The 10308-nt window shown below is 62.7% G+C and carries 12 protein-coding genes and 2 riboswitches; of the genes, 7 read left to right on the forward strand and 5 right to left on the reverse strand.

The features are described 5' to 3' along the window. The first annotated feature begins 67 nt into the window (after positions 1–67). Positions 68–179: riboswitch (SAM riboswitch) on the forward strand. Between the two features lie 14 nt (positions 180–193). From AB4Y87_RS05365 to AB4Y87_RS05380, 4 genes are read left to right on the forward strand one after another with little or no spacing between them, the layout of a single operon-like run. Then, positions 194–460, forward strand: coding sequence for a DUF1737 domain-containing protein (locus AB4Y87_RS05365; protein WP_442003392.1), 267 nt, complete (start codon positions 194–196; stop codon positions 458–460). Then, positions 457–867: a rhodanese-like domain-containing protein gene (locus AB4Y87_RS05370; protein WP_442003393.1), complete on the forward strand. Its 411-nt coding sequence runs from the start codon at positions 457–459 to the stop codon at positions 865–867. Before AB4Y87_RS05365 ends, AB4Y87_RS05370 begins: the two co-directional genes overlap by 4 nt. Beyond that, entirely contained in the window at positions 868–2076 is a 1209-nt protein-coding gene (locus AB4Y87_RS05375; protein WP_442003394.1) for an O-succinylhomoserine sulfhydrylase, read from the forward strand. Between the two features lie 10 nt (positions 2077–2086). Then, the gene (locus tag AB4Y87_RS05380) at positions 2087–2683 is read left to right on the forward strand and encodes a hypothetical protein (protein ID WP_442003395.1); all 597 of its coding nucleotides are present in this window, start codon (positions 2087–2089) and stop codon (positions 2681–2683) included. On the opposite strand, the gene AB4Y87_RS05385 is transcribed toward AB4Y87_RS05380, so the two are convergent. From AB4Y87_RS05385 to AB4Y87_RS05405, 5 genes are all read right to left on the reverse strand, one after another. After that, a complete protein-coding gene (locus tag AB4Y87_RS05385) occupies positions 2680–3879 on the reverse strand; it encodes a glutamate--cysteine ligase 2 (RefSeq protein ID WP_442003410.1) in 1200 nt (399 codons plus the stop codon). The two genes, AB4Y87_RS05380 and AB4Y87_RS05385, sit on opposite strands and share 4 nt — an antisense overlap. A gap of 128 nt (positions 3880–4007) precedes the next feature. Beyond that, positions 4008–5531, reverse strand: a complete 1524-nt coding sequence (locus AB4Y87_RS05390) for a UDP-N-acetylglucosamine 1-carboxyvinyltransferase (protein WP_442003396.1) — start codon at positions 5529–5531, stop codon at positions 4008–4010. A gap of 105 nt (positions 5532–5636) precedes the next feature. Further along, a complete protein-coding gene (locus tag AB4Y87_RS05395; protein WP_442003397.1) occupies positions 5637–6431 on the reverse strand; it encodes an energy-coupling factor transporter transmembrane component T family protein in 795 nt (264 codons plus the stop codon). Beyond that, positions 6428–8056: an ABC transporter ATP-binding protein gene (locus tag AB4Y87_RS05400; protein WP_442003398.1), complete on the reverse strand. Its 1629-nt coding sequence runs from the start codon at positions 8054–8056 to the stop codon at positions 6428–6430. The genes AB4Y87_RS05395 and AB4Y87_RS05400 overlap by 4 nt, the downstream gene beginning before the upstream one ends. Then, positions 8056–8676: an ECF transporter S component gene (locus AB4Y87_RS05405; RefSeq protein ID WP_442003399.1), complete on the reverse strand. Its 621-nt coding sequence runs from the start codon at positions 8674–8676 to the stop codon at positions 8056–8058. Before AB4Y87_RS05405 ends, AB4Y87_RS05400 begins: the two co-directional genes overlap by 1 nt. Before the next feature lie 78 nt (positions 8677–8754). Beyond that, positions 8755–8891, reverse strand: a riboswitch (TPP riboswitch). 131 nt (positions 8892–9022) lie between these two features. Between AB4Y87_RS05405 and AB4Y87_RS05410 the strand changes: the two genes are divergently transcribed. The 3 genes from AB4Y87_RS05410 to AB4Y87_RS05420 all read left to right on the forward strand — a co-directional run. Next, positions 9023–9700 (forward strand): NUDIX hydrolase, encoded by a 678-nt coding sequence (locus AB4Y87_RS05410; protein ID WP_442003400.1) that lies wholly within the window; start codon positions 9023–9025, stop codon positions 9698–9700. A gap of 36 nt (positions 9701–9736) precedes the next feature. Then, positions 9737–9997, forward strand: coding sequence for a DUF4235 domain-containing protein (locus tag AB4Y87_RS05415; protein ID WP_216926797.1), 261 nt, complete (start codon positions 9737–9739; stop codon positions 9995–9997). 109 nt (positions 9998–10106) lie between these two features. Continuing rightward, on the forward strand, positions 10107–10308 hold a 202-nt coding region (locus tag AB4Y87_RS05420; RefSeq protein ID WP_442003401.1), incomplete at its 3' end, for a helix-turn-helix domain-containing protein.

A 10308-nucleotide genomic window follows, 5' to 3' on the forward strand; every position in this document is an offset into this window, starting at 1 on the left:
GCAACATGACGGCCGCGTAACCGCTTGCAAGTGCGGGCCGCCGCCGCGGGATGTTACGTTTTTCTTGAGTAATGAGCACCAGCGCCAAGCCCTGACTTGCTGGTCGGCAACCCTCTCTCCGGCGGGGTGCCTCAGGTGACTACTCGGCGTATCGACACTTCGAACTGCAAGCGTGACTGAGGAGCACCAGCCAATGCCTGAACCCACTGAAGAAAAACTCTCCTACCGCCTGATTACAGGTCCGGATACCCGTGAATTCTGCGAGCGGATCACCACGGCCCTCGCCGACGGCTACGTGCTCCACGGCAGCCCGGCAGCCACGTTCAATGGCACGGATGTCATCGTGGCGCAGGCCGTCGTGCTGCCCACGGCCATCGCCAACGCAGACGCCGCCGTCGCGAATGCTGTTGACCAGTTGGAGAACGACGACGACGAAGAAGCATTCGAGGGACACGCATGAGTTACGCAGGTGACCTGACCCCGCAGGACGCATGGGCCAAGCTTGAAGAAGGCGCAATCCTGGTAGACGTCCGCACCGAGGCCGAGTGGGCACACATCGGCATTCCGGACACCAAAGCCACAGAGAACGATCCCCTGTTCATTCAGTGGAACCTCGCCGGCGGCATTCCCAACTCCCGTTTCCTCGAGGACCTGCAGCAGCAGGCACCTGAGGGCGAGGGCGTGGAACTCGTTTTCATTTGCCGCTCAGGCCAGCGCTCCATCTCTGCTGCCATCGCCGCGACGCAGGCCGGATTCACCGCCTACAACGTCCTAGAGGGCTTCGAAGGTGACCCGGACCGGTATGGCGAACGCACCATCAACGGCTGGAAGAACCGTGGCCTGCCGACCAACCTGGGGAACGACTAAGTGACTTTCAATCCCGATGCCGCCAGCTGGAGCCCTGACACCCAGGCAGTACGCGGTGGCCTTGACCGTACCAACTTCCAGGAGACGTCCGAACCCGTTTTCCTGAACTCCGGCTTCGTCTACGAATCCGCTGCCGCCGCCGAACGCGCCTTCACTGGCGAGGACGAACGCTTCGTTTACTCCCGCTACGGCAACCCGTCCGTGGCCACGTTCCAAGAGCGGTTGCGGTTGCTCGAAGGAACCGAGGCTTGCTTTGCGACGGCGTCCGGCATGTCCGCTGTGTTCACCGCCTTGGGTGCCCTGTTGGCTGCGGGTGATCGCGTGGTTGCCGCCCGCTCCCTGTTCGGCTCGTGCTTCGTGATCCTCAATGAGATCCTGCCGCGCTGGGGCGTAGAGACCGTGTTTGTCGATGGTCCCGACCTCGATCAGTGGCGTGCTGCCCTCTCCGAACCCACCACCGCTGTGTTCTTCGAGTCGCCGTCCAACCCGATGCAGGAAATCGTGGACATCGCCGCCGTCAGCGAGCTCGCGCATGCAGCGGGAGCGACCGTCGTCGTCGACAACGTCTTTGCCACTCCCCTGCTGCAGCGTTGCGGTGACTTGGGCGCAGACGTCATTGTTTACTCCGGCACCAAGCACATCGATGGCCAGGGGCGCGTCCTCGGCGGCGCGATCATGGGCACCAAGGAATTCATCGATGGCCCGGTCAAGCAGTTGATGCGGCACACCGGACCGTCGCTCTCCGCGTTCAACGCGTGGGTGTTGACCAAGGGACTGGAGACCATCGGCCTGCGCGTGAACCACAGCTCGGCCTCCGCTTTGAAAATCGCGGAATGGCTTGAGCAGCAACCCGCCATCAGCTGGGTCAAGTACCCGTTGCTGAAATCGCACCCGCAGTACGAGCTCGCTGCAAAGCAGATGAAGGCCGGCGGTACCGTGCTGACATTCGAGTTGCTGCCTTCTTCCGGGCGGTCCGCCAAGGATGYCGCGTTCGCGTTGCTGGACGGTCTGCGCGTCATAGACATCTCCAACAACCTGGGCGACTCCAAATCCCTCATCACGCACCCGGCCACTACCACCCATAGGGCCATGGGTCCGGAAGGTCGCGCGGCCATCGGGCTGACCGACGGCGTGGTCCGTCTGTCCGTTGGCCTGGAAGATGTAGACGATCTCATTCTGGATCTGGAGAAGGCCCTCAAGCAGGTCTAACCTGTCTCGCATGAGCGGGAATCATCCCTATCGCCGTGCCGGAGCGGTCATCGTTGCCGGCACGGCGATCTGGTTTGCAGGTATTTCGCCGGTGTCGCGCGTTTACATCACTCCCGACGCCGCCGAACGTCTTCGTATGCTTGAGGCCGGCGAGCGTGGCTGGGTTATTGGGCAGCACCTCGCAGCGGCTGGAACCGTCGCGGTGCCTGTGGGATTCGCAGCCTTTGCCCGTCGTCTTCCGGGCGGACGGGCGAAGCGGTGGGCTGTTGCAGCCGCGGTCTCTTTGCTGGCAGGGGCACCGCTCTTTGTGTCGAGTTTGTCCCGCCGGGCCTCGGACCTGGAACGCTTTGCCTACGGCCGGGGATCCAATGCGCCATTCCTCGCCTACTCCGGGCTCCACGTTCTTGCCTTGGTGGCGCTGGGCGGAAGCCTCTTGGCGTCGCCCGCCAAACGATGGATCGGGGTCACGGCCGCAGCCAGCGCGCCCATCTACGGCGCCATCCTTGTGGCCAAGAAGGACATCCCACCATTCGTGTTCTACCTGGTCGAGGGCTTGACTGGGGCGTACCTGATGACATGGGAAGAGACAGATCCCACTGAAGCCTAGGGCCGGCGGACCCTGGTCAGGATGGGGGCCGGATCCTTGTGCGAGTCTGCGGTAGCGCCACGAAGCGTCATCTTCACCGCATGTCCAACCACCGCTCCCAGCGCCTCATTGCTGGGCGGACTCCCCGGCGGATTTTGTGCCTCACGTTGCCGATTGTTGAAACGCTCTGCTGCTTCGCGTTGCTCCCGGGCTCCGTTCCCGCGCTCAAGGATGTCCGAGATTCCAGCCTTCACCAGTTCCAGTTCACCTTGGTCGTCCAGGACGGGGCTCAGATAATCCACCAATGCCCAGACCACATCTGCGGCCGGTTGGGGACGGAAGTCGCTAAAGTCCAGGAGGTCTCCGCGAAGTCCCGAATTGCTCGCTTGCCAACTCGCCATCCGGAGCAGGGCCGTCGGGACTGAGGCGGGCTCAACGCCGTCGAGCATTTCCAGGGAAGCAGTCTCAACCAATGCCCTTACCAGCACTGCGATCAATGCCGCGTCTTCCGAGCGGAGGCAGACGTCAGCCACCCTCACTTCCACGGTGGGATGGTTGCGGGAGATGCGGGCGTCGAAGTAGATCATGCCCTCGTCAAGGAGCACACCCGTGTCCAGGAGGCGCTGGACCATGCGCCGGTAGGCAGTCAAGGAGCCAAAAACGGCAGAAGGCCCGGACGTCGGCCACCGGTTCCAGGCCTGGATCCGGTAGCTCTCGAAACCCGTGGGCAGCCCACGCCAGTATGGGGAATTGGCGCTGATGGCCGTTAAAACAGCAAGTTTGTCGCGAATGTGATCGAGGACCACCACGCCCTCTTCAGGCGACTCCACGGCAGTGTGCACATGGAAGCCGCACGTCAGTTGCTCGTGGGCCGTCAACCCGAAGCGTTCAAGCATCACGGCAAAGCGCGGATCTGGAGTCGTATGGGTGTTCTTAGCCAGGGGTGACGTGGCAAGCGCGGCCACCCGGGCGTTGTGTTTCCTGGCTCCGTCATTGGCCATCGCACGTCCGCGCCGGATCTGCTGGAGGAGCTCACTGTAGCTATGGCACGGGCGGGTCTGGGTTTCGATTTGTTCCAGCTTCAGTTCGTGGCTCAGCCCCATCCCTGTTTCAGGCGCGGGTTCCGTTCCTGCCAGCAGCGCATCCGCGAGGGCCAAGGGCTCGCCCGTGACAGGATCGACGATGAGTAGCTCTTCCTCCACCCCGAAAGTCCGCATGGCACCATTCTGCTTCATGCGGCCGGAGAAATTCTGCTGGACCATCCCTCCATTGCCGACGTGGCGTCCCCGGGAAATCCGGGCTCCACCCCACGTGGCAAGCTGGATGATCCAGCAGAAAAGCGTGCCTAGTCCTGGAAGTACTCCACTTTGGCGCCAATGGTGTTCAGACGCTCGGCGAGGTCCTCGTAACCACGTTCGATCACGTAGATGTTGCGAAGCTCCGAGGTTCCACGCGCAGCCAACATCGCCAGGAGCAGGCAGGCTGCCGGACGCAGGGCTGGTGGGCAACCGATCTCCGCGGCCCGCCACTTGGTGGGACCGTTCACGTAGATCCGGTGCGGGTCCAGGAGTTGCACCTGGGCGCCCAGCTTGTTGAGCTCCGTCAGGTAGATGGCGCGGTTCTCGTAGACCCAGTCGTGGATCATGGTCTGGCCCTCGGCGTTGCCCGCAATCACGGCGAAGAAGGGCAGGTTGTCGATGTTGAGCCCAGGGAACGGCATGGGGTGGATCTTGTCCTGTGGCGCGTGGAGCTCGGAGGGCTTGGTGGTGACATCCACCAAACGCGTCCTGCCGTTGCGGGCCATGTATTCGCCTGAGATTTCGAGCTTCTGGCCCATCTGTTCCAGGGTTGCCAGCTCGATTTCCATGAATTCGATAGGTACCCGGCGGATGGTGACCTCGGAGTTGGTCACGATGCCCGCAGTGATCAGGCTCATGGCCTCGATGGGATCCTCTGAAGGGAAGTACTCGATCTCCACATCTATGGATGACCGGCCCGTGATCTTCAATGTAGTTGTGCCGACGCCCTCGATGGTGACGCCCAGGCCCTGCAAGTAGAAGCAAAGATCCTGGACCATGTAATTGGGGCTCGCGTTACGGATCACGGTGGTGCCCTCACGGTGTGCAGCAGCCATGATTGCGTTCTCGGTGACGGTGTCGCCACGTTCGGAGAGGACGAAGGAACGGTCGTGCCCATCAGCAGGGGGTGCAACCACGGAGTAGAAGCCGGACTTTGCCCCCACAGTGAGCCCGAACTGGCGCAATGCCTGCATGTGTGGTTCGACGGTTCGCGTGCCGAGGTCGCATCCACCGGCATACGGAAGCAGGTACTCGGCGGTCTCGTCCAGGAGCGGCCCGAGCAGCATGATGACGCTGCGTGTACGGCGAGCAGCCTCCACGTCCATCGACTCAAGGTCAAGGACTTCAGGCCTGCGGATACGGAGGTCACTGCCGTTGAGCCAGGTGCATTCGACGCCGATGGACGTCAGCACCTCAACGATCCTGTTGACCTCCTCAATGCGGGCCAAGCGACGCAGCGTGGTGGTGCCCCGGTTGATCAAGCTGGCACACAACAGGGCCACGCCGGCATTCTTGCTGCTGTTGACATCCACTTCACCGGATAGCGTGTGACCGCCTTCCACCCGGAGGTGCGTCATCTGCGGTTTGCCGACCTTGACGATGGAGCGGCCGAAGATGGCCTCCAACCGTTCGATCATTCGGAGGCTGAGATTCTGTTTGCCCTGCTCCATTCGGGCGATAGCGCTCTGGCTGGTTCCCAGCTCAGAAGCCAACTGCCCCTGCGTCCAGCCCTTTTCGCTTCGCGCGTTGCGGAGCAGGAGGCCTACATGTTCGGCGGTAGGTTGCGTCATACTCAAAAAAATATCACAAATGAGTTAGAAGCGGACAACAAATCGCTGATTCAGCGGTAAACATCACACGCTACCCGCATAGTGCGATATCTGTAGTTGGAAGCGCTAGCGCCAGACAAAACTCCACGTTCCAGCGCCGACGGCAGTGAGTACCGCAGCTGCAGCGATGACGAGGCCGCCCAGGAGCACCCAGACATCCAGAAGCGAGTAGGTGGATTCCCGGGCCCACGTTCTCTGCCCGCCGCCAAAACCACGTGCCTCCATGGTGATGGCCAGCCGAGAGGCCCGCCGGACCGCCTGGACCAGCAGCCCGAAGCTCTGTCCAAGTGTTGCCTTCAGCCGTTGCAGCGGGCTGCCCTGGGACCCCACTCCGCGGGCGCGTCTGGCCATGCCGATTGTCTGCCATTCCTCAGCCATCAACCCCACCAGGCGCATCGCGGCCAGCGATCCAAGGACAAAGCGGTGTGGCAGCCTTGCCTTCTGCGCCAGAGCATCAGCCAGGTCGGTGGGATCCGTGCAGGTCATCAGCAGGATCGCTGGCAGCGCTATCGCCAAACCGCGCAGCATGAATCCCAGTCCCAGCTGAAGGGAACCTTCGCTGATGGACCAGAGTCCGACGTCGAGCAGTACAGCCCCGCTGTCAGCCGCCACGATTGCGGTACTCCAGCCGCCAATCGCTGCCGCAAGGATGAGCGGCCAGGCCCGCTGCCACAGAAGCCGGAGTGTGAGGCCAGCCAGCGGGAACAGGGCCAGCTCGGCGATGAGGGCAGTCGAAGCGGATACCCAGTCGATCGACAACGCGAGCACCAGCGAAATGAGGAACACGGAGACGAACTTCACCAAAGGGTTGGCCCGTGTGAGGAGGGCGTGGTTGCCGCGCAGGTTCAGGGCGTCCCTCATGCGGCACCGGCTTCCTGGTGGGCTACGTCACTGCGTGGGTCCGGGACGTGCGGGTCCGGTACGTGCGACGCCGCCGGATCCAGACGGAGTTCCGTGCCGCCAAGGACCGCACTGAATTCTTCGTCGTGCGTCACGGACACAACAGCCGTTCCAGCGTCGAGGAGTTCCGACAGGAAGGATGCCAGTTCGGCCCAGGTGTTGGCATCCTGTCCGAATGTGGGCTCGTCCAGCACCAGCACCTTGGGATGGGCCGCAAGGACCGTAGCCACGGACAACCTGCGCTTCTCACCGCCAGACAAGGTGTAAGGGTTCGCATCCACCAAGTGCGTGAGCCGCAAACGCTCCACCAATTCATCCACGCGTTCTTCACCGTGTCCCAGATGCTTTGGTCCGAACATCAGCTCGTCCAGGACCTTGCCCGTGACGAACTGGTGCTCCGGTTCCTGGAACACGGTGCCAATTCGCGAAATCAGCTGATCCGCCTTCCACATGAAAGGGTCGATTCCAGCTCCTTCGGAAAGCTCGACGGCGGCACTCACCTTGCCGTCCACGGGCGCCAGAAGGCCGGCCAATGTGAGTGCAAAAGTAGACTTGCCGGCGCCGTTCGGGCCCGTGATGGTGAGCGCCTGGCCCGCCCTGACTTGTGCACTGATACCCGATTGCACGGGGAGGGGCGGGATGGTTTTGAAGCGGCGACGGCGTGGCTTTTCACGGGAAACAGCCAGGTCCTGTGCCACGAGGAGAAGTTGGGCGGTGGATTCTTGGCCGCCCAATGCCTGAGCTGTGGTCCTGCGGGCGCGAGTAGCCGGAACATACCCCGGCACCCACACTCCCGCGGCCATCAGCATGGTGCGGGCTTCAGTTAGCACCTGATCCGGGGGGCCGTCCAGGAGCACACCGCCCCCGGCCGAGGGCGGTTGGAGGACCACGATCCTGTCCACCAGGTCCTTCCACACGGACACACGATGCTCCACAACAACCAAGGAGGCCCCGGTCTTGTCGAGGCAGCGCTGCACGGCGTCGCGAACCTCAAGCACACCCACTGGATCCAGGTTGGCCGTGGGTTCGTCCAGCAGGATCAGCCCGGGCCGCATCGCCAGGATGCCAGCCAACGCAAGGCGCTGCTTCTGCCCGCCGGAGAGGGCCGCCGTCGGGTGATCCAGTGCCAAACCGCCGCCTGCAGCGGTTCGCAACCCAACGTCGTCGAGCGCTTCATGGACGCGCGCCCAAATTTCATCCCGGGGAACGGCCAGGTTTTCGGCGCCAAAGGCGACGTCGTCACCCACCCGGGAGAGCACCACCTGGGTTTCCGGATCCTGCTGCATCAGACCTGCGCGGCCGCGCTGTTCGCGGGGAGCGACGCCGTCGATTAACAGCGAGCCGGTCTCATCCGAATCGTCTTCCTCGTCACCCAGTACACCGGCGAGGGCATGGAGCAGTGTGGACTTCCCTGCGCCTGATGGACCAAGCAGGAGCACACGCTCGCCAGGCTCGATCCGGAGATCGAGGTCCTGGATGGCGGGTGTGGAACGCCCGGCATGCCGCCATCCCCACCCTTGGGCGGTGATGGCGGCAGGCCGGACTTGGTGGCTGCTTTGCTGGTTGCTGCCTTCTTTCGCAGGCATCAGTTGAAGACGGGCTCCGAAGCAGCCTTGCGCGACGCGAAGGAGCTGAGGACGCCCGTCTTGGCCAGCCCGCGGGTGGCAACCCAGGACAGCGCGCCGGCGATGATCGCACCCGAAAGCGTGCAGAAGGCGATGTAGGCCAGCTTGTCGATCGCTTCGTAGGCGATGTTCCAGCCCCAAGGCAGGAAGGAATCGTTCAGACCGCAGAAGAGGCCCGCGCCAGCACCTGCGAGGAGTGCAGCGGACAGGTCGAACTTCTTGTACCTGAACGCAGCGAAGACGAGTTCTGCGCCCAATCCCTGGAGGATGCCGGAGATGAGGACGGTGGTGCCGTACTGGGAACCCATGATGAGTTCGCCGGTGGCGGCGACGGCTTCGCAGAACAGGGCTGCGCCCGGCTTGCGGATGATGAGCATGCCCAGGACGGCCGGGATCATCCAGCCACCGGCGATCAAACCGGTGAGCGGCGGATACGTGGCGTTCATGGGGATGGATACGATTGCGGCGCCCTGGGACCAGGCCCAGAAGATCACGCCGCCGGCGATGGCAATCAAAGCTGCCACCACGATGTCTACAACACGCCAGTTATAACTGGTTTTCTTCACGCTTGCCGTGGTCATTTTTCTGCCTCCTGAGGTACAGGAGGGGAAAGTGCTCCCCGGAAACCCCCGGTCGGCCTGCGCCGACCGGATCCGGACACTCTGAGAAGCTCGACTCCCTTGCGCCGGTACTAACCGGATCAGGTTCGAGGGTCTGCGGCTGTCCGCACTCTCAGCGCCCTCGCGTCTCCTGCATCTCTGCAAGGTCCGACGGCGGCGCTCCCCTGTCGTTATTAATCTGCCCTTATGGGCGTGGTTCAGTTTACACCTGTGGGTGTTCGTGGGAGGTGGGGGTTAGTCACAAATCGGCTGGCAACCACACCTGAGAGAATGATCCAGCAGAATCGACGCGGCAAAGGGGTATTTCATGACGGACCTTCCCACTACGGACATCCCGGTTCCCCAACCGCGCCTTGCTGCGAGCGTCATCCTGCTCCGCGACGCCCCGGGCGGGCTCGAAGCGTTCGTCCAGCACAGGGTTACCACTATGGACTTCGCCGCCGGCATGGTGGTCTTTCCGGGAGGCCGGGTTGATGCCGCGGACCAGGACGGATGGGATTACCCGGCTGACTTGCTGGAACGGCATGCTGCAGACTGGCGCCTGACCTCCATCGCCGTCGATACCGAACACGCACCGGCAAAGTCGGGCATGGTTCTCACGGCTGCCCTGCGGGAGGTTTGGGAGGAGGCGGGACTTACCCTTGATGCCTCAGATCTGCGACCGTGGGCCAATTGGGTCACGCCGACGGACATGCCAAAGCGTTTCGATACCTACTTCTACGTAGCCAAGCCTGCTCCGGACGCAGAACCCCAGCATCAAACCACCGAAGCGTGGCAATCACTCTGGATGCCTGTGGACGGGATCCTGACGGCTGAAGCTTCCGGTACATTGCAGCTGATGCCACCCACGTATTACCTGCTCAAGGAAATTGCCGGCCTCGGAACAGTGGATGCCGTCTGGGAAGCCGATCACGACGTTGTTCCTGTCCTTGCACCACGCGGTTCCATGGCAGCTTTCCTCAAAGAACGGGAAAACCGCCGCTAGTCCCAACCCACCTGGAAGTGAGGCTAGGCTGGGGGCATGAACCTCTTTTTCAAGCTGCTGGGTGCCGGAGTAAGCCTGGCAGCCGGATTCGTCGGCACCAAGTTGGTCAACAAGGGCTGGGAAAAGGCCACGGGCAACAAACCGCCCACGGGCCACGACGATATGGAAACGAGCCTCCGCTCAGCGTTGTCCTTCGCGCTGATTTCGGCCTTCGTCAGTACGCTCATCCAGGTTTTCGCGAGCCGCGGCACCCAGCGTGCCATCGCCCGCTTCGCCAAGACGCAGGACATCGTCTAGGTGTATTGACCATGGACGTTAGGGACACTCGGCGTGGTTAGGTGACAAAAAGAAGACCTCCGAGTGGAGTGGGGCTTGTCTAAGAGTCCGCTTCACAAGGAGGTCTTCAATGTCCCATGCTAACGCGATCTTGACGCCGAAGGGCCGGCTCCGGCTGGCTCAGTGCATTGTCGATGGAAAGTTGCCGCTGCGGCGGGCCGCTGAACGTTTCCAGGTATCGGTCACGACAGCGGCGCGGTGGGCAGCCCGCTACCGTGAGCACGGCGAGGCAGGCATGCAGGATCGTTCCAGCCGGCCGGTCAACTCCCCTC

The sequence above is a fragment of the Paenarthrobacter sp. RAF54_2 genome (genome assembly GCF_052113945.1).
GTDB lineage: Bacteria > Actinomycetota > Actinomycetes > Actinomycetales > Micrococcaceae > Arthrobacter.

Coding starts and splice junctions, on each gene's coding strand:
- AB4Y87_RS05365 (WP_442003392.1), top strand. CDS start 194: ATGCCTGAACCCACTGAAGAAAAACTCTCCTACCGCCTGATTACAGGT.
- AB4Y87_RS05370 (WP_442003393.1), top strand. CDS start 457: ATGAGTTACGCAGGTGACCTGACCCCGCAGGACGCATGGGCCAAGCTT.
- AB4Y87_RS05380 (WP_442003395.1), top strand. CDS start 2,087: ATGAGCGGGAATCATCCCTATCGCCGTGCCGGAGCGGTCATCGTTGCC.
- AB4Y87_RS05385 (WP_442003410.1), bottom strand. CDS start 3,879: ATGCGGACTTTCGGGGTGGAGGAAGAGCTACTCATCGTCGATCCTGTC.
- AB4Y87_RS05390 (WP_442003396.1), bottom strand. CDS start 5,531: ATGACGCAACCTACCGCCGAACATGTAGGCCTCCTGCTCCGCAACGCG.
- AB4Y87_RS05395 (WP_442003397.1), bottom strand. CDS start 6,431: ATGAGGGACGCCCTGAACCTGCGCGGCAACCACGCCCTCCTCACACGG.
- AB4Y87_RS05400 (WP_442003398.1), bottom strand. CDS start 8,056: ATGCCTGCGAAAGAAGGCAGCAACCAGCAAAGCAGCCACCAAGTCCGG.
- AB4Y87_RS05405 (WP_442003399.1), bottom strand. CDS start 8,676: ATGACCACGGCAAGCGTGAAGAAAACCAGTTATAACTGGCGTGTTGTA.
- AB4Y87_RS05410 (WP_442003400.1), top strand. CDS start 9,023: ATGACGGACCTTCCCACTACGGACATCCCGGTTCCCCAACCGCGCCTT.
- AB4Y87_RS05415 (WP_216926797.1), top strand. CDS start 9,737: ATGAACCTCTTTTTCAAGCTGCTGGGTGCCGGAGTAAGCCTGGCAGCC.